17 protein-coding genes and 2 pseudogenes are annotated in these 17,236 nt (G+C 69.2%); 5 read left to right on the forward strand and 14 right to left on the reverse strand.

Going from position 1 to position 17,236, the window contains the following annotated elements; translation table 11 throughout:
* Position 1: 1 nt before the first annotated feature.
* Entirely contained in the window at positions 2-1,120 is a 1,119-nt protein-coding gene (locus AB0C30_RS43940) for an NAD(P)/FAD-dependent oxidoreductase (protein ID WP_357955358.1), read from the reverse strand.
* 53 nt (positions 1,121-1,173) lie between these two features.
* Between AB0C30_RS43940 and AB0C30_RS43945 the strand changes: the two genes are divergently transcribed.
* Together AB0C30_RS43945 and AB0C30_RS43950 are read left to right on the forward strand one after the other, a co-directional pair.
* Complete coding sequence (locus tag AB0C30_RS43945; protein WP_357955360.1) at positions 1,174-1,866, forward strand: TetR/AcrR family transcriptional regulator C-terminal domain-containing protein; 693 nt, start codon at positions 1,174-1,176, stop codon at positions 1,864-1,866.
* A 66-nt stretch (positions 1,867-1,932) separates the two neighbouring features.
* Entirely contained in the window at positions 1,933-2,616 is a 684-nt protein-coding gene (locus AB0C30_RS43950) for a Tn3 family transposase (RefSeq protein ID WP_357955362.1), read from the forward strand.
* A gap of 214 nt (positions 2,617-2,830) precedes the next feature.
* On the opposite strand, the gene AB0C30_RS43955 is transcribed toward AB0C30_RS43950, so the two are convergent.
* Both AB0C30_RS43955 and AB0C30_RS43960 read right to left on the reverse strand, forming a co-directional pair.
* Positions 2,831-3,064 carry a sigma-70 family RNA polymerase sigma factor gene (locus AB0C30_RS43955; RefSeq protein WP_357955364.1) on the reverse strand — a complete coding sequence of 78 codons (234 nt, stop codon included), beginning with the start codon at positions 3,062-3,064 and terminating at the stop codon, positions 2,831-2,833.
* An 86-nt stretch (positions 3,065-3,150) separates the two neighbouring features.
* A pseudogene (locus tag AB0C30_RS43960) lies at positions 3,151-3,486 on the reverse strand (sigma-70 family RNA polymerase sigma factor); the annotation flags it as partial.
* Between the two features lie 59 nt (positions 3,487-3,545).
* Between AB0C30_RS43960 and AB0C30_RS43965 the strand changes: the two are divergent.
* Complete coding sequence (locus tag AB0C30_RS43965) at positions 3,546-3,866, forward strand: hypothetical protein (protein ID WP_357955466.1); 321 nt, start codon at positions 3,546-3,548, stop codon at positions 3,864-3,866.
* Positions 3,867-3,878: 12 nt separating this feature from the next.
* Here the strand turns inward: AB0C30_RS43965 and AB0C30_RS43970 are convergent, their stop codons facing one another.
* The 7 genes from AB0C30_RS43970 to AB0C30_RS44000 all read right to left on the reverse strand — a co-directional run bounded on the left by AB0C30_RS43970 (position 3,879) and on the right by AB0C30_RS44000 (position 9,695).
* Complete coding sequence (locus AB0C30_RS43970; protein ID WP_357955366.1) at positions 3,879-4,043, reverse strand: hypothetical protein; 165 nt, start codon at positions 4,041-4,043, stop codon at positions 3,879-3,881.
* Between the two features lie 69 nt (positions 4,044-4,112).
* Complete coding sequence (locus AB0C30_RS43975) at positions 4,113-4,520, reverse strand: DUF5988 family protein (RefSeq protein WP_357955368.1); 408 nt, start codon at positions 4,518-4,520, stop codon at positions 4,113-4,115.
* A gap of 117 nt (positions 4,521-4,637) precedes the next feature.
* Positions 4,638-5,054 (reverse strand): hypothetical protein, encoded by a 417-nt coding sequence (locus AB0C30_RS43980; RefSeq protein WP_357955370.1) that lies wholly within the window; start codon positions 5,052-5,054, stop codon positions 4,638-4,640.
* A gap of 33 nt (positions 5,055-5,087) precedes the next feature.
* Complete coding sequence (locus AB0C30_RS43985; RefSeq protein WP_357955372.1) at positions 5,088-6,281, reverse strand: acyl-CoA dehydrogenase family protein; 1,194 nt, start codon at positions 6,279-6,281, stop codon at positions 5,088-5,090.
* Between the two features lie 30 nt (positions 6,282-6,311).
* The gene (locus AB0C30_RS43990) at positions 6,312-7,661 is read right to left on the reverse strand and encodes an aspartate aminotransferase family protein (RefSeq protein ID WP_357955374.1); all 1,350 of its coding nucleotides are present in this window, start codon (positions 7,659-7,661) and stop codon (positions 6,312-6,314) included.
* Complete coding sequence (locus AB0C30_RS43995) at positions 7,658-8,719, reverse strand: beta-ketoacyl-ACP synthase III (protein ID WP_357955376.1); 1,062 nt, start codon at positions 8,717-8,719, stop codon at positions 7,658-7,660. Before AB0C30_RS43995 ends, AB0C30_RS43990 begins: the two co-directional genes overlap by 4 nt.
* 34 nt (positions 8,720-8,753) lie before the next feature.
* Positions 8,754-9,695, reverse strand: a complete 942-nt coding sequence (locus AB0C30_RS44000) for a DMT family transporter (protein ID WP_357955378.1) — start codon at positions 9,693-9,695, stop codon at positions 8,754-8,756.
* 250 nt (positions 9,696-9,945) lie between these two features.
* Here AB0C30_RS44000 and AB0C30_RS44005 point away from each other — a divergent pair, with 250 nt between their 5' ends.
* Together AB0C30_RS44005 and AB0C30_RS44010 are read left to right on the forward strand one after the other, a co-directional pair.
* A complete protein-coding gene (locus tag AB0C30_RS44005) occupies positions 9,946-10,605 on the forward strand; it encodes a CGNR zinc finger domain-containing protein (protein ID WP_357955381.1) in 660 nt (219 codons plus the stop codon).
* A gap of 398 nt (positions 10,606-11,003) precedes the next feature.
* Positions 11,004-11,879, forward strand: a complete 876-nt coding sequence (locus AB0C30_RS44010; RefSeq protein WP_357955382.1) for a recombinase family protein — start codon at positions 11,004-11,006, stop codon at positions 11,877-11,879.
* Between the two features lie 125 nt (positions 11,880-12,004).
* Here AB0C30_RS44010 and AB0C30_RS44015 read toward each other — a convergent pair whose 3' ends face one another.
* The 4 genes and pseudogenes from AB0C30_RS44015 to AB0C30_RS44030 form a co-directional block, all read right to left on the reverse strand.
* Positions 12,005-13,528, reverse strand: coding sequence for a hypothetical protein (locus AB0C30_RS44015; RefSeq protein WP_357955384.1), 1,524 nt, complete (start codon positions 13,526-13,528; stop codon positions 12,005-12,007).
* Positions 13,529-13,650: 122 nt separating this feature from the next.
* Entirely contained in the window at positions 13,651-14,478 is an 828-nt protein-coding gene (locus AB0C30_RS44020; protein WP_357955385.1) for a TniQ family protein, read from the reverse strand.
* Positions 14,475-15,382, reverse strand: a pseudogene (locus AB0C30_RS44025) (TniB family NTP-binding protein). Before AB0C30_RS44025 ends, AB0C30_RS44020 begins: the two are co-directional and overlap by 4 nt.
* A 50-nt stretch (positions 15,383-15,432) precedes the next feature.
* On the reverse strand, positions 15,433-17,100 hold the full coding sequence (locus AB0C30_RS44030) for a Mu transposase C-terminal domain-containing protein (RefSeq protein WP_357955386.1): 1,668 nt from the start codon (positions 17,098-17,100) through the stop codon (positions 15,433-15,435).
* Positions 17,101-17,236 lie beyond the last annotated feature (136 nt).

Below are 17,236 nucleotides of genomic sequence, written 5' to 3' on the forward strand. Positions count from 1 at the left end.
GTCAGGACGGCTGGACTTGGTCGAAGACAGCGAGGGCTTCGGCGGGGTCCGGGCTCACGAGGCGTTCCAGACCGGCCGTCGTGATCTTCGCCCACTTGCCGGCCCGTACCCACATCTGTTCCTCGAAGGCGCGGACGACCTCGTCCAGGTCGCCGGGGGCGGCGGCGATGGACTCGGCGAGTTCGGCGCCTTCCAGCATCGCGAGGTTCGCACCCGCCCCCAAGGGGGGCATCAGGTGGGCGGCGTCGCCCAGCAACGTCACCCCGGGGACGTGATCCCAGGTGTGGGAGACGGGCAGGACGTAGAAGGGGCGGTGGACGAAAGCGGTGCCGTGGCGGAGGAGGTCGAGGACGGGAGCGGCCCAGCCGTCGAACAGAGCCAGCAGGCTCGATCGCATGGCCTCGACGTCGGCCGGGTCCAGGCCCGCATGCCAGTCCAGCGGCGCGCGGAACTTGGTGTAGACCTTGACGTGGCCGCCGCTGTTGCGCTGGGCGACGAGGGAGCGGTTCACGCCGTACACGGCCACGGAACCGTCGCCGATCAACCGTGCGAGGTCGGGGTAGCGGGTGTCGACATCGTCCAGGGAGGTCTCGACCGAGCTGACGCCGGTGTAGTGCGGCGTCACCGGCGAGAGCGCCGGGCGGACCCGGGACCAGGCGCCGTCCGCGCCGACCACGAGGTCGAACGCCTCCTGTCGCCCGTCCGCGAAATGGACCAGCACGCCATCCGGGGTCCCCGGCACCACCTCCGTCACACCCCGCCCCCACTGAACGTCGAGGGGGCCGAGCAGCAGGTCACGGAGCTGCCCGCGGTCGATCTCGGGATTGGCCCGCTCATCCGGACCGGGTCGCCAGTCGCGCAGGACGGTCCCGTCCATGTCCAGGATGCGCATGGCCTGCCCCTCGGGACGGGACAGCGCCTGGTACTCCCCCAGCAGCCCCGCCTTGTCCAGCGCGAGCTGGCCCAGCCCTTCGTGCAGGTCCAACGTGCCGCCCGGGGGACGGGCGTCGGGCGCGGGATCGCGTTCGAAGACGGTGACGGGGTGATCGCGGCGGTGCAGGACACGGGCGAAGGTAAGGCCGGCGGGGCCTCCCCCAATCACGGCGATACGATGTCTCATGTCGATACACTGTATTTAACAACTACAGTGTATCGCAACAGTACGATGTACCCATGACTGTGTGGGACCGGCCGGAGCCGCCGACACGACCTGTGCCGCTCGACCGGGAGCGAATCGTCGCCGCCGCCATCGCGCTGGCCGACGAGGGCGGGCTGGAGGCGGTGTCGTTGCGCAAGGTCGCCGCCCGGCTGGACGCCGGCCCGATGCGGCTGTACGGATACATCTCCACCAAGGAGGAGCTGTTCGACCTCATGGTGGACGAGGTCCACGCCGAGATCCTCCCCGAGGAGCAACCCGGTGACTGGCGGGAGGCGCTGCGCGTCCGCGCCCACCGCACCAGGCAGGCCACCCGCCGTCACGAATGGCTGGCCGACCTGCTCGGCGGCCGTCCGACCCTGGGCCCGAACGCCCTCGCCGTGACCGAGGCCACGCTGGCCGCCCTCGACGGCCTCGCCGACGTCGACACCGTCAGGCGCGCTGTGGAGACCGTCAGCGCCTACTTCACCGGCGCGATCAGGCGCGAGATCGCGGACGTACGGGCCGAGCGCGCCACGGGCCTGTCCAAGCGCGACTGGCAGCGCGCCTCCGGCCCGCATGTGCGCAGGATGCTGGCCACGGGCCGCTTCCCAACGCTGGCCAAGGCCGTGCGCGACGGCGCCGAGGTGGATGCCGAGGAGTCCTTCGCGACCGGCCTGGAGTGGGTCCTCGACGCCGTGGCCGCCAAACTCGCCCGGCCGCCGGCGTGACGCTCAGGTGCCATCCGTGGCGCCCGCATCGGTGGTCAGTTCGGGGTTCCGTTGCCCTTGCAACCCGTGTCGATCCGGCCCGTCTCGAAGTACTTCACCGCGCTGGCCGATCTGCCGGACCAGAAGCTGTGGCGGGTCCAGGCCGACGCCGACTACGGGGCGCTGAACGCGCTGGCGCGCGGGCGGCTAGACCTGAGCAAGGTCACCCGGTGGTGGCCGGACGTCCTGCGCCTGGTCGGCTCCATCTACGCCAGCGCGGTCAATCCCTACGACGTGGTGCGGATGCTGCAGCGCGACGGCCGGCCGACCGCGATGGGCGAGGCGATCAACACCTACGGCCGGATTTTTAAGAGTCTGCATGTGCTGGCGCTGATCGATGACGAGGGCATGCGGCGCGGCATCAAGGGCATCCGCAACCTTCAGGAAGGCCGCCACGATCTGGCGCAGAAAGTCTTCCACGGCCGCAAAAGCCAGGTGTTCCAGCGGTACTACGAGGGAATGGAGGACCAATTAGGAGCGCTGGGCATTGTTTTGAACTGCCTGGTGCTGTGGAACACCGTCTACATTGACGATGCTTTGCGTCAGCTGCGGGCGCAGGGCTATCCGGTGCTGGATGACGACGTGACCCGGCTCAGTCCCTTTATCAGGCGACACATCAATGTGCACGGCCGCTATTCCTTTCAACGTCCGCAGCTGGGCGGCGGGCGGCGGCGGGCCTTGCGTGATCCTGACGCCGACGACGAGGATTGATGGGGATAGCCCCCTACGCCAGGGGCCCCGGTGACCTTCCTCCTCGATTCCCCGTGGTCTGGAAGGCCGGTCGGCGAGGTTTCCGACACCGCAGGCCACGAACCCGGCCCGGGCCAGCCATTCCAGCCAGCGGCTTGAGGCCGCCCGGCGGCCCGCGGACCTGGCCCCGCTCTTCACCGTCATCACAGCCCTCCAGATGCGGTCGGTCGGTTGGTTAGTCGGTCAGTGCTTTTCGTAGCTGGCTCAGGACGTTGCGCAGGATGCGGGAGATATGCATCTGGGAGGGTCCGAGTTCGGCAGCGATTTCTGCCTGGGTGTGGTTGCCGTGGAAGCGCAGCAGCAGGATGTGTTTCTCGCGGGTGGGCAGGGCGTCGATGAGCGGCTTGACAGACTGCGTGCCGATGAAGGTGTCCAGTGCGTCGTCGTAGCAGGGCAGAACGTCGGCCAAGCTGATGGAGGTGCTTTCGGTGTTGTCGAGGGGGCATCCAGCGACAGGGCGCTGTAGGCGGCCGAGGAGTCCATCGTCAGCAGGACGTCCTCCTGCGACAGGCCCAGTTCGGCCGCCAGTTCGGCGACGGTCGGCGAGTGGCCCAGGGCCTGGCTGAGGTCGGCGGACAGCCGGATCAGCCGCGAGCGGCGTTCCTGGTGGATGCGGGGAACCCGGATGGCCCACGCGCGGTGCCGGAAGTGCCGTTTGACCTCGCCCGCCATGGTGACGGTCGCGTAGCGGCGAAAGTCGTAGCCGAGGCCGGCGTCGAACCCGTTGATGGCCTTGACCATGCCGACGTAGGCGGCCTGCAGAAGGTCTTCCATGGGTTCGCCCCGGTTGCGGTAGCGGCGCGCGAGGGACTTGGCCATCCAGGCGTGCATCTCCACCAGCCGCTCACGCAGCCGTACCTGGTGCGCTGGACGGCCCCGCCACCATCAGGATCATCGACTGGGGCATGTCCCAGCTGCACCAGGCGGGCAAGAGCATCTCCACCGTGTCCCCCGGCGGCACCAAATGGTTCGCCAGCCCCGAGCAACTCGGCGTCACCGACGCAGCCCCCAGCACGCTGTCCGACTTGTACGGCGTCGGCGCCCTGGCCTACTGGCTGCTGACCGGCCTGGCGCCGCTGCGACGCGGGCTCGAAACCGCCGTCGGCACCGACGCCGACCTGCTGCAGGTCCGCCACCTGATGCAAGCCGGCACCCGCCCGAACGCGCCGATCGCCTCACCTCGGACGTGCCCGAACACCTGGGCCGGCTGATCGATCAATGGCTCACCATACCCCTGCCGACCGCATCCCGCCCGGGACGGATCCCGCCGCCGCGCTCGGCTGGGCGCGCACCCGGCTGGGGGGTGAGGGCGTGACCTCCAGCGGATCGGCGACCGTGACCCACCTGTGTCCGACCTGCCGGGCCACCGGCCCGGTGACCGACGACACGGTGGGCACCCTGTGGATCGAGAACGGGATGACGCGGGCGAGCTCGACCAGCTCAATGGGAGGTTTCCCTCATTCGGCGATCTTCGTGGTGCCGGTCCATCGGAACACCGCCACGTGATATCCGTTCAGCTTCTGGTAGGTGTGGGTGGGAGCGAAGTGCTCGTACCCATTTCCGTGGGGCACTTTCACGTCGTGTATGGCCTGTGATACGTACCGGAGGCGTTCATGGTGCGGAAGGCCGGCCGGACCGCCTTGGAGGATCACGTTCATCTCCTCGGACGCCGTGACGTCCGTTTCGTCGCGGGCCGGGGTCGCCTCTCCGAGGATCTGGTGACCGATCAGGCTGGAGATCCTCGTGACGCGGCCGGCGAGGTCACGGGTCTCGTAGCTCCAAGCCTGCCGCTCTGGCATGTAGCTGGATGAGATGAGGTGGCACAGTGCTCCCTTGCGATCTTCGAGAATGAGCTCGGGGTTCATCAGGATGCGGATGTCGGGCGGATCCATGACGCTGAAGTCTGACGGCATGAGCTGCTCCTTGAAGGCTCTGGTGGTGCCCCCGGGATTCGAGGGGCGGGACGCCCGGCCGGCTCCGGGTTATGGGGTGCTCCGGCGATCGGCGGCCGCCCCTGAAAGGCGGGCACGGAAGGTCGTCTCGTCGACGACCGCCCGTTGGTGGGTGCCGTCGCTCAGCAGCCGGCCGTTCGCGTCGGTGACCTGGAACGACACGGTGATGTTGCGGGTGAGCCGGTCGGTGGTGACCCGGAAGGTGACGTTCTCGCCCAGATTTGTCGGAGCGAGGTGGCGCATCTGTACCCCCGTTCCGACTGTCATGTCGCCGGGGCTCAGGCGTGCGGCGAGGGTGTCGACGCACAGTCGTTCCATGTGCCCGAGAATCGCCGGAGTGGACAGGACGTCCAGCCCGTCGTTCCCCCATTGGGAGGCGCAGTCAGGAGCGGTGACGGTGATGGTGCGGCTGCCGTGGACGGGGAGTTGTGTCGGTGCGGTTTTCACGGGGAGGTCATCCTTTCGTTGGCTTGAGCGGCTTCACGCCTGGCTGGCGGCGGGCACAGCGGGCTTGGCCGGTACCGCGAGCGGGGCGGAGTCCTTCAAGGACTTGAATACGTTCTTCTTCTGCATCTCGGTCGTGCCGCCGGCGATGCGCACGGCGACGGCGTCGCGCAGGTAGCGCTCAATGACGCCGGCGCGGTCGTAGCCAGCGTGGCCGAAGATCTGGATGAGTTCTGTGGCGGCCCGTACCAGCCCTTCCGACGCGGTGAGCTTGGTGCATGAGGCACGGACGCTGAAGCCGGGATCGTGATCGATGAGTGCGGCGGCCGTGGAGTAGGCGAGCCATCGGCTGCTCTCCATGGTCACTTTCATGTCCACGAGCTTGTCCTGTATCAGCTGGTGTTCGCCGATGGGGACGCCGAAGGCCCACCGTGTCTGCACGCGGTGCATAGCGTGCGCGATCATCGCTTCGAGCTGGGTGGCCGCGACGATGCCGTACATGAGCCGGTCGAACGCCAGGAAGGAGTACAGGGTGGTCAGGCCGTCGCCGACGGCTCCGATCACTCGATCGGCTGACACGGTGACGTGGTCCAGGCTGATCGACCCGGTGGGGCTGGTTCGCTGGCCGAGCAGATCCTCGGGCTGTCCCGTGGTCACGCCGTCATCCGCCGCGTCGACGATGAACAGGGTGATGTCGCGCCTACCGAGCTCGGGGACCCGGCCCACGATGAGGATGATGTCGGCGACCGGCGCGTTGGTGATGTGCGCCTTGTGACCGGACAGCAGATAGCCGTCACCGGCCGCGACGGCGCTGGTGGCGATCGCGGCAACATGGGAGCCACCCGCCGGCTCGGTCGCGGCGGTGGCCCCTATCTGGCCGTTCATAAGGCCCGGCAGCAGATCGCCTCGCTGGTCAGGGGTCCCGTGGTCGAGCAGTACCTGGATGAGGCCCGCGTGGGCGACGGCGGACAGAACGAACCCGCAGTCGTCCGCGCCGAGGGCGAGGCCCTCGAACCCGGCGAGGAAGTCCCACATGTCTCCTCCCTCTCCGCCGTAGCGCCGGGGGATGTGACCGGTCCAGAAGTTATCCGCAGCCAGTTCCTTCCAGATCTGGCGGTCGAAGGTGCCCTCGCGGTCGCGGGTCGCGCTGTCGGGGGCGATGGTGGCGGCGGCGAAACGCCGGAAGTGTTCTCGTCGCCGTTCCTGGTGTGGGTTCCATCCGAGTCGCATGGCGTTCCTTCCTGGTTTGTTCGGGTGTGCTTAGATCTGGGCGAGTACGGAGGCGGCGGCGTCGACGAAGTCGTGAATGTCCTGGTCGCGGGTGGCGGTGGAGACGCAGCCCATACCGCGAGGGGCGATGATGAAGCCCTGGTTGAGAAGGCCCAGGAAGAACGCCTGCTGCATCTTGGGGTCGACACGGCGAGTGTCGCGGAAGGTGGTCACGACACCTGCGCCGATGTGGATGTTGAACAGGGACGCGTACCCCGTGACGTGGGCGGGAAGGCCGTCACGGTCGATCCGGCGGGTGAGTTCGTTGCGCAGTCGCGCACCTTTCGCGGCGAGGCCGAGATGGGCGAGCGGCGACAGCCGGCGCATCGTCACCAGGCCGGCGGCCAGGCTGCAGGCGTTGCCGGTGAAGGTTCCTCCCTGATACAGGCGGGGGCCCCCGGCGCGAGCGTCGTAGACGTCGGTGCCGCCTTGGGGTTCAAGCTGCCGCATCAGGTCGTCGCGTCCGCCGTAGGCGCCGATGGGGAGCCCGCCGCCGATCACCTTGCCCATGACGGTCAGGTCGGGGGTGACCTCGTAGTTGGCCTGCGCGCCTCCGGATGCGACGCGCAGCGTGATGACCTCGTCGAAGATCAGCACGATCCCTAGAGCCGTGCATGCCTCCCGCAGCGCCTGCAGGTATTCCTTCGTGGCGGGGATGACGCCGCCGACGCCGAGGATGGGCTCCACGATAACGGCCGCTACGCGCGGGTTGTGGGCTCGCAGCAGTGCGACGGCCGCGTCCCCGTCGTTGAATGGCAGCACCAGGACGCGTTGGTCGCATCCGGCGGGGAGACCGGCCATGTCCGGCATTGCGGTCGGGGCGGTCGACGGCCCCCATGACTCGGGGTGGGGGCGGACGCTGACGAGCGCGTCGTCGTGGGTTCCGTGATAGCCGCCTTCGACCTTGGCGATGAGGTTGCGTCCGGTGTGGGCGCGGGCCAGGCGCATCGCGAACATCGCAGCTTCGGTTCCAGAGCCGGTGAAGCGGAGCCGTTGTAACGAGGGGACCCGCGCCCGCAGGAGCTCCGCCAGCTCGCTCTCCTGCGGTGTGGCGAAGGAGAAGCTGGTCCCGCCCCTGGCCGCACGGCAGACGGCGTCGACGACCTCGGGGTCGGCGTGCCCCAGGACAAGAGCGGTGTAGTTGTTCAGCATGTCGACATACACTCGGCCGTCGACATCGGTCACCTGTGTGCCGCTGCCCCGGACGAGGTACACCGGGTGCGGCGACCAGGAGTTGAGGCTGCGGGTCGCACCGGCGGGGATGGAGGTGACGGCTCGTTCATACTGCCGTCGCGATTTCGGCGTTTGCTCGGCGTAGGAGATGTCGAGGGGGGAGGTCATGACGTGATTCCTTTCGGAACGGGCTGAAACTGGTCGCGGGGGGCCCAGGTCATCAGGGCACTACCCCAGGTCATGCCGCCGCCGAAGGCGAGCAGCAGGACGCTGTCGCCGCCCTGGACACGTCCCGAGCGGACGGCGGCGTCGAGGGTGACGGGGACGGAGGCCGCACCGGTGTTCCCGTAGCGGTCACCGCTGATGGCGAGCTGGTCGGGCAGCAGGCCTGCCTTCTTCGCGCAGTCGTGGAGGAGCCGGACGTTCGCCTGATGGGGTACGACAAGGGCCAGCTCGCTCATGGTCAGCTGAGACCGCTCCAGCACGTTGTTGAGCATCCGCTTGAAGATGGCCTCGACGAAGGTGCGTACGGCTCGGCCGTCCATTTTGAAGAAGTGGTCACCGTCACGCAGGGTCTCGGCGGACGCGGGCCGGCGGCTTCCTCCTGCCGGAATGCGTACGTAGTGGGCCTTGGCGCCGTCGGCGCCCAGTTCGATATCGGTGATGCCCAGCCCGGCCGGAGCCCGTGACAGGACGACCGCGCCCGCCCCGTCGCCGAACAGGCTCGCGGTGCGCGAGTCGGTGTAGTCGAGGATGCGCGAGTAGATGTCCGCCCCGATGACCAGCGCGTGGCGAAGCCGCGGGTTGGTCATCATCATCGAGCGGGCGACCGCCAGGGCGTACACGAACCCCGTGCAGACGGCGTCGACGTCGAATGCCGCACAACCGCCGATACGGAGATTGGCCTGCACGATGCAGGCGGTGGCCGGCATCGGCTTGTCCGGTGTGGAGGTCGCGACGATGATCAGGTCGATGTCGTCCGCCTGTAGCCGTGCGGCGAGCATGGCTCGCCGCGCGGCGGCTGTGGCAAGGTCCGATGTCGCTTCGCTGTCGGCGGCGACGCGCCGTTCACGGACTCCGGTACGCTCCTCGATCCACTCGGGGGCGACATGCATGCGATCCGAGAGCTCGGCGTTGGGCACGACGCTCGCCGGCAGGCAGGCGCCGGTTCCGGCAATGGCGACGCGGTGGTTCGCGGGCGCGGCACGTTCACGATTTCGGTTCATGTTTCTCCCTAGGGATGCCGCCGGCGTTGCGGCGTCACACGCCGATGTGCTTGGGCGGGTCCTCGGCGACAGGGGCCGGGGGGTTCGCGGGTGTGGCGCGTCGCCCGCTGCTCGCGGCCGCCCCGATGACAGAGGCGCAGACGAGCGCGGCACCGATGATCTGCAGCGGCGACAAGTCTTCCGCGAAGACCAGGAACGCCAGCACGCTGGTGACGACCGGCTCGGCGCTGGAGACAGCCGCCGAAGGGGCGGCGCCCAGCAGCCGAAGACCGGCGAAGAACGCGATGATGGCGATGAGCGTTGAGACGATGGCGGTCGCCACGGCCGCGGACCAACCGGCGAGATCGCCGGGGAAGGACGGAGCGTGGGCCAGGCACGCGCCGGCGTAGACCCCGGTCGCGGCCAGGCAGACGGTGGTGGTCGAGGCGAGCGGGCCGGCCGCGCCCGACAAGTGGCTGCCCGCCAGGATGTAGCCCGTGTAGATGACCGCCGCGGCGACCGCGAGTGCGATGCCGAGAAGATCGCCCTCCAGCGTCGGGCTGGCGACCAGCGCGACACCCAGAGTCGCCATGCCGGTGGCCGCGAGTGTGAGCAAGGCAGGCACGCGGCGGGCCAGGACGGCGCCGCAGATGGCCACCAGCACCGGGTAGGTGTAGAAGAGGACCGCTACCAGACCTGCTGGTATCCGCGTCAACGCGGTGAAATAGGTCAATGACTGCCCGACGTAGCCGACCGCGCCCATCAGCACCAGGAGGCGCAGGTCCCGCCTGCGCGGCCATGGGGTCGATGTGATCGCCATCAGCGCCGTGAGGGCGATCGCCGCGACGCTGAAGCGGATCAGCAGCACACCGTGAACGTCGGCGCCGCTGTCATAGGCGATCCTCGCGAAGATCGCCATGGCGCCGAAGGACACGGCGGAGCCGAGGATGAGAAGCACTCCGGTCGCGGTACGCCGGGGCAGGACCGGGGCGGTCATCGCGCTTCCCCGCCCGGCTGCGCCATCCGGCGTGATGAGCAGGCGCCTCGCGCCGCCTCAGGCCACGTGCTTCAAGGATCGATACGGCCGTCGGGGCGGCTCTGATTGCGCTGGGTCTTGCGCTCTTCGGCTCTGATGCCGGTGGGGCTGAGCTTCATGGTGGAACCACATCCCGTCTCCTTGATCTTCCCTCACATCGGAGTAACCTGTCAAGTAGTGAGAACGGTGACGGTGTAGATGGGGTGTCCTAATGACGAGCGAGCAGAGGGGCAAGCCCGACGTGGCTCCGGACGGCTTGGAGACGCTCCGGCTCTTTCTCAATACGCGAGATCTGGAAGCCGGCCTCGACGAGTTCGACGAGGCCGGCTCTCTGACGCGGTGGCTCCGCGAACACGAACTTCTCGGCCAGGACGAGACGGTGGCTCATGACGACGTCCGGCGGGCCCGCGAGCTGCGTGAGGCGATCCGCTCCCTGCTGAGCGAGCGCTCCGAGCCTAGCCGCGCCTCCCGCGCCGCGCAGTCCTTCAACGCGGCCGCCCAGTCGACCGCCCCGCTGCAGGTCGAGATCTCACCGGACGCGACCGTCACGTTGGTTGCGACCCGCTCCGGGGCGCCTCGCGCGCTGGGCCGCATCGTCGCCGCCGTTGCCGGGCACGCGGGAACCCCTGCCTGGGAACGCCTCAAGATCTGTGGCAACCGTGCCTGCCAATGGGCGTTCTACGATCACGCCAGAAACAAGACCGGCCGCTGGTGCGACATGGCCACCTGCGGAAACAAGGCCAAGGCGAGGAGCTATCGGCGGCGGCGATCCGACACGGTGACGGTCGGCGTCGCCTTCGATCCGGGTGTCCGCCCGGTTCAGCCCAGACCGGCTGACCGGCCTGCCGGTGACCGGCAGGAGCCGAGGTAGTGTCCGCCGGGTATGACCGAGGAGCATCCGTCTCCCAAACAAGCCTGTTGTGGGCGCTGGCCCCACGCCCGCGACTGGAACGAGGCCGAAACGGTCCTCCTGTGCGATGTGCCGCCCCGCCGGGGCCAGGCGGTCTCAGCACGTGCCGAACGCCTGCTCATGATTGCCGCCCGCCTCCTGGATGACGCTCGCGGGCGGCCAAGCCTGCGCCAGGCCGCCCGCGAGCTCACCATCAGTCCACGAGCGGTCACGACCGCGGGCCGAGGACGCGGAAGGTGTTTCATAAGCGGCCACCTATGAAACACCGCCCGCGACCGACCACGTCCAGGGCGGATTCTGTTTCATAGGTCGGTGCAAATGAGTAGCCGTGTGAAACGCTCCTATGAAACACTTCCGGGGTGCGCGACGACGACTACCTCCGCGTGGAGGCCCACGCCTGCCCGATGACCTCTTGCGCCGCCCCAGCCGGCTCGCCCTGCCGGACCGGCAAGGGCAAGGTGGCCGTCCAGTACCACACCGCCCGCTTCCGACTCGTGCCCTCGCTCGCCAAGGCGCTCACCGTGGCCACCCCGCCCGTTCGCAAACCGGGCACGCTGTGGATCGAGCTGCCCCGCCCCGCCGCGGCCGATACCGAACCGGCGGGGCATGTGCGCATCGGCTACGCCCGCGCCTCCACCGTCTGCCAGTCCCTCAACACCCAGCTCGACGCGCTCCAGGCCGCCGGCGTCACGCGTGTCTTCTCTGAGAAGATCTCCACCCGCGCCACCACCCGCCCCGAACTCGACAAGGCCGTCACCCTGGCCCGCGAACTCCGCTCGGCGGGGGTGGCGGTCACGCTCGTGGTGCACGAGCACAAGCGGCTCGGCCGCGGCCTCGACCTGGCCGCACTGGCTGAGCAGTTGCGCGTCGCCAGCATCGGCCTGGAATTCCTCACCGGCGAACTGCAGGGCTCCCACGACCCGTCCGGCGTCGTGTTCACCGTGCTCGCCGCCCTCTCAGGCATGGAACGCGAATACATCCGCGATCGCACCCTGGAAGGCCACGAATCCGCCCGCAGCCGCGGCAAGACCATCGGCGGTGCCGCCGTCACCGACGACGCCATGCTGTCCATGGCCCTGCACCTGCGCGGCCAGGACCTCAGCCTGCGCGACATCGCCGCCCGGCTCGTCATCACCAAGGGCAAGAAGAAGGGCCGGCACCCGTCCGCGGCCACCGTCCTGCGCATGCTCCGCGAACACGACGCCGCCGCAGACCTGGTATCCGCCACGGATTGACGGCTCGCGCGGGCCGTCGCCTCCTGCGCTACACGCCGGTGGATGTTCCTCGTCAGCGATAGAGCCAGGAGTCCTCGTGCCGCGCCTCCAGTCAGATCTGAGTCTGGTGAGGACGACCGGCCGGCTCAGGGCGCTGTGAAAGGGTGCTTGGCGAGCAGGGCTTCAAAGAAGTCCTGGAGCATCGCGGTGACCGCGGCCTCGTTCCTGGTCAGCTCGTGGCCGCCAAACCGGTACACCTCATACCCCTTGAGCCGCAGCGCTCGGTCTTCGGCGGCCATCTTGGAGTACCGGTGGGGGGAGGCGGCTGCGCCTACGTGCAGGCCGTTGGCGTAGTGCTGCTGGCCGTCGACTTCCAGGACGACACGAGTACTGTGCGGCAGGAGCAGCAAGAAGTCCATGCGCTCGCGTCCCAGCACGCTGTCGTGGCCGCCTCGCTGCCTGCGGGTCTGCGGGTCGTAGTGCAAGTACACCTGCGGGATGAGGGCGGGGCAGTGCATGGTGTCCTTGCGCAGGAGATAGGCCTGGGCGTAGGTGTGGAAAAGGACCCGCTCGGGCTCGCTGGCCAGTGACCTCCACAGCCGACTGCACAGAGCTCGTCCGGCATCAAGATCGGACAGCTCGGTGGGGAGGGACTGGCGGTCGCGCCACCAGGACAACAGGTCGGCCCAGGTGAGCCCCTCGGGGTTCAGGGGCCTGTCGTAGACCAGGCAGTTCTCGGCATTGCGCACGATCCTGATGTCGTTGTTCACAGCGTCCCCGAGCACGATCTCGGGTTTGGGCCCATCCGCGGCGAAGATGATGTTCTTGATCGTCCCGGAGACACCACCACCGATCCTGCGGCCGGCGAAGATCGGCGCCCCGCTGATCTGGGCGACTTGAACGAGCTCGTACCCGTCATGGGCAAGGACGGAGTTGTAGAAGGCGTGCAGATGCCGGACCTCGACCTGCTCAGGACGTACCACGGGGTGGAGGGTCTCGGCCAGGAACCGTAAGAGCCGCCCATCCTGCGCGCCGATGCCGAACCGCTCGTCCCGGTAGATCCAGTCGGCGGGGAAGTCGTTGTTGTTGATGCAGTGCTGGATGAGGTCCAAGCGGGCGGTGGCGTAGCGGGGGTCGCGGCTCGGCATCTGGTCCAGGTTGTACAAGCGGTCGAGAAAGGCGACCTCGTCGAGCGTGCCCCACCAGAACAGATCCGGGCGATCGACCGGGGCGCCCGTCTCCGCCAGCTCATTCATGATCTTCATACGCACCGCGTCGAGACCGTCGATGAGCCTGCGGCGGGTGACCTCCGTGATTTGCTCGGCAGCGTCATCGCGGTCGGCTTGCTGCCCGGTTTGTAGGTCTTCGATGGTTTCCAGCTGTGCGAGCACCGGCTCGAACAGGTCGGTGAGATAGGCCCGCCGCTTCGCCCAGCCTCCCGCATCCGACATTCCCCGGCTCTTCCAGTACTGATGGAAACCGGACTGGTCGCGAAACGGCGGGTCGAACACGATCCGAAGACGTCCCAGGACAGCACGCAGAGCCCTCAACGCGACGGCGATCTCGGCGTTGTCCAGCCGGAGGTTCTTCTGCTCGGTGCCGTAGTCCAGCAGCTCATCCCAGGTCAGCCGAGCCAGCGCTGACGCGGCATCCACGTCAGCGAGGTCCACTAATCGCCCCTTGCGCAGATGCTCCACCCGCGCCGAATCAAAGCTCGTCCCGTTCGGCGTCTGGCTAAAACCCTTCAGGAAGGGATTACCGGGAAGCATTGCCTCAGTATCCTCTGGCCACTTCACCACTTGCGAGCGCTCTCGAGCGGAATGTCACGCGAGCCATCCACGTGCGGAGCTGGTCGCAGTACCGAGCCGAGCGTACCCCCGGGAGTGATCGTCCCGTCTGCGGCCAGTTGCACCGCGGTGGCCGCCGCGTGCAGCATCGCTTCCTGACGCGGCGGACTGAGCCGCTCGTACGGCCGCCAGAAGGCCAGCCCCGCCCTGAACGGCAGGCCGGCGGTGTCCCAGATCTGGTGCAGGACGGCGGCCGCGCTGGGGCCGGCCCGGGAGTCGACCATGCTGACCTCGTCCAGCAGCGTGCGCAGCAGCCGCAGCCACTCTCCGACGTGCACGGTCTGCGCGGGCAGGGTGACGGTCGTGGTGGTGATGCCTTCGAAGGTGAGCCGGTCCAGCGCGGCGACGGCGTCCGGAACCGGGCGCGGGGGCCGCCAGCGATTGATCACGTGGTATCCGGCCTGGCCCGGTGGCAGCAGCACCGACTCCTTCCGGACGTAGGCGGCGAAGGCCTGCGGGCCCTCGGCGGGGTTCAGGGTGTCGGCCAGCCACGGCACGCACCCGGCGATTGTCATTCGGCGCACCTGGTCCACCTCGACGCCGGTTCGTGCGGCGAGCGCGTGCACGATGATCGTGGGCACCTGGTAGTCCAGGTCCGCGCCGCAGTCGAACTCGGCCGACGCCGCGCCGAGGTTGTGCGTCAACAACTGCTCGACCGACAGCCGGTACAGCCCGGCGAGACGGCCGAGCCAGGAGGTGAGCGCCTCGCCGGGGCCGGGCTCGGGGTGGACGGGCCAGCGGCGCAGACCCTCCGGCAGGTCCCCGTCAGTCATATCAGCTCGCGTTCGAACTTGCGGCGCCGCTCGGTCGGGCCCGTGTAGGCGGCCAGCAGCAGGGTGCGCTGGGTGATGGCCTCCTCGCCGGACTCGATCGCCGCGACGGCGGCCTCGGTGAGCAGCGCGGCCAACTCCCCGATGGTGCCCTCGCTGCGGGTCAGCAGGTACGCGGTCATCTCCGGGGTGGCCAGCTGGGAGGGGCGGCGCAGTGGGAAGGCGGCGGCGAAGCTGGCCAGCAGCGTGCTCGCCTCCCGGCCAGGCTCCCAACGCGGCAGCACGAACGGGGCGAAGCGGTTCTCCAGCTGGTCATCAGAGCGGATCACCAGGTAGGCGTCCCGGGTACCGACGCCGACCAGCGGAATCTTCAGCTCGTTGCCCAGGAAGCGCAGCAGGTTGAGGAATTCGCGGCGCGCCCCGTCGCGCCCGGCCAGCACGTTGTGCAGTTCGTCGATCACCAGCATCCGCACGCCGGCCTGCCGCAGCAGCCGCACCGCGAGCTGCTCCAGCTCGGCCAGCCGCTGCCGGGGACGCAGCGGCGCGCCGAGCGCGCTCAGCAGCGCGGTGTAGAAACAGCCACGTGCGGATCGGAGGGCATCTGCACGACCAGCACCGGGATCTCCTCGCGATCCGGGCGCGAGATCGGCGGATGCAGGCGCCGGAACTTCTCCACGATCATCGACTTGCCGTTGTTGGTCGGCCCGATCACCAGCAGGTTCGGCATCCGCTGCTTGGCCGGCCAGTCCAGCAGCGTATGTAACTGATCCAGCGCCTGCCCGGCGCGGGTGTAGCCGATCCACCGATCCGCCCGGACCCGGGCCAGCCGCTCGGCGGCGGGCAGCCGGGCCACCGGCCGGGCGCTTTCATGCAGGTGCGACAGATCCTCCACCGGCCCCGGCTCCAGCTCGATCTCGAACTCCGGCGCCATGCCCGGCTTGGCGTCCGGCTCGTGGCTCACCACTGCTCGATCACCTCGAACGGCCGCACCGGCTCCTCGTCCGCGCACCCCTCGGCCGGCGGCGAAGGCGGTGGCCCTGCCGCCTGCGGCGCGGGGGTCGCCGAGCGGCGCTCCATCTCCCGGCGGGCCCGGCGGGTCTTGGCCGCCGCGTCCTCGGTAACCTGCCGCATCTGCTCCACCATGGCGAACAGGGCGTTCTCATCGACCTGGGCGCGGCCCTGCTCGCGCAGCCGGGCGATCGCGGCGCGCTGCTCCCACACGCTGATCGGCGGGCGCGACAGCGTCCGGTACGGCACCGGCAGGTAGGCATGCCCGTCGGGGTCCAGCACCCAGATCCGCGAGATGTCGCGCGGGTCGCGGCGCAGCACGAACTTCTCCAACCCGTCGCGGCGGGCGATCCACGGCTTGAGTGCGTCGTTGTAGTACTGCACGTGGTCGATGGTGAAGCCGGTCCGCCTCAGCGTCCGCCGGATCACCGGCAGGAAGTCGATCAGGAACGCCGTCTCGCTGGTCACCGTCGCGGGGCGGCCTCCGGCCGCGACGCCCTCGGCCCACCGGGCGGCCGGCGTCTGACCCAGCGTGGCGTGCACCTGGCCGTGGTAGGCGGCCACCGCCAGGGCCAGCCACCGGTTCAACTCGGCGACGGTCAGCACCGCGCTGGCCTGGCTGTCGTAGCTGCCGCGCTCGGCCGGATTGGAGAAGGTGGTGCCGGGTAGTTCGTGCACCATCTGCATCATCGTGCCGATCAGCCGCTCGATGACGCCGCCGAAGTGCGGCATGCCCTTCGGCCGGTACGCCAGCGTGATCCCGTGCTGCGCGCAGCCCCGGCGCAGCGCCTCGCTGCGGAACTCGGCGGCGTTGTCCACGTAGATCTCGCGCGGCTTGCCACTCATCGGCCAGGCCACCCTCTCCAGCCCGAGCCGTTCCAGCCACGGCCGCTTGTCGCACACCGTGTGCGCCAGGCACAGCCCGGCCGACAGCGCCGAGGGCGCCTCCAGCGTGACCACCAGGCCGACCACGCAGCGGCTGGCCACATCGATCGCCGCAGTGACGTAGGGGCGGCCGATCGGCAGCCGATGCCGCTCATCGACCACCTCCAGATCGACCGGCGTGTGGTCGATCTGGACCTGCTGCAGCAGACCCTCGATCTTCGGCGGTTCGCCGCCCGCCGCCCGCAGGCGGCGCGCCCCGTCCACACCCTCCCGCGCGGCAGCGGCTGCCGCAGGATCCAGCGCCGCGATCCGCTGCGCCAGCGTGTTGCGGACAGGGACCGGCAGCCCGGCGGCGCGGCACCGGCGCACGACCTCCCGGTAGACCGCCGCCACCGAGCGCCGCTGCCGGGTCAGATACCGCGAACAGATCACCTCGGTCATCACCGTCTCGACCGCCGCCGGCAAGCGACGTCGTCCCCGGCCGCCGCTGGAGCGCTGGGGAAGCAAGTCTGAGACCACGCCTTCGCCCGCGCGCCATCGGGCCAGCAGCACGTACACCTGCCGCCGTGAGATCCCCAGCTCGTCTGCCGCCGCGTCCGCGGCCGCCAATCCCACCCGCGGGCTGGCGGCCAGCGGGCCGATCACCTCCGCCTGGCGTACCGCCACGTCCCATGCTTCATCCGGGGCGGTCAGCACGCCCCGTTCGATGATCTGCGCCTGGCCGCCGTCCATGCCGGGACCTCACCGTCGCGCACGCGAGTACGGAACAAACGCACCGTAGCGCAGAGGGCTGCTGACAATCCGGTGCTTCACAGTCCTCTGCACGGAGCCGCGAATGCCCAGGCTGTCCGTGCACGCCACTTCAGAA

This window comes from Nonomuraea sp. NPDC048901 (genome assembly GCF_040649695.1).
GTDB lineage: Bacteria > Actinomycetota > Actinomycetes > Streptosporangiales > Streptosporangiaceae > Nonomuraea.

What these genes read in the sequence shown, in the direction of transcription:
- AB0C30_RS43985 (WP_357955372.1), bottom strand. Translation starts at nt 6,281, where the DNA reads ATGCGACTCGGATGGAACCCACACCAGGAACGGCGACGAGAACACTTC.
- AB0C30_RS43975 (WP_357955368.1), bottom strand. Translation starts at nt 4,520, where the DNA reads ATGAACCCCGAGCTCATTCTCGAAGATCGCAAGGGAGCACTGTGCCAC.
- AB0C30_RS43940 (WP_357955358.1), bottom strand. Translation starts at nt 1,120, where the DNA reads ATGAGACATCGTATCGCCGTGATTGGGGGAGGCCCCGCCGGCCTTACC.
- AB0C30_RS44030 (WP_357955386.1), bottom strand. Translation starts at nt 17,100, where the DNA reads ATGGACGGCGGCCAGGCGCAGATCATCGAACGGGGCGTGCTGACCGCC.
- AB0C30_RS44005 (WP_357955381.1), top strand. Translation starts at nt 9,946, where the DNA reads ATGACGAGCGAGCAGAGGGGCAAGCCCGACGTGGCTCCGGACGGCTTG.
- AB0C30_RS43990 (WP_357955374.1), bottom strand. Translation starts at nt 7,661, where the DNA reads ATGACCTCCCCCCTCGACATCTCCTACGCCGAGCAAACGCCGAAATCG.
- AB0C30_RS43945 (WP_357955360.1), top strand. Translation starts at nt 1,174, where the DNA reads ATGACTGTGTGGGACCGGCCGGAGCCGCCGACACGACCTGTGCCGCTC.
- AB0C30_RS43995 (WP_357955376.1), bottom strand. Translation starts at nt 8,719, where the DNA reads ATGAACCGAAATCGTGAACGTGCCGCGCCCGCGAACCACCGCGTCGCC.
- AB0C30_RS44020 (WP_357955385.1), bottom strand. Translation starts at nt 14,478, where the DNA reads ATGACTGACGGGGACCTGCCGGAGGGTCTGCGCCGCTGGCCCGTCCAC.
- AB0C30_RS44000 (WP_357955378.1), bottom strand. Translation starts at nt 9,695, where the DNA reads ATGACCGCCCCGGTCCTGCCCCGGCGTACCGCGACCGGAGTGCTTCTC.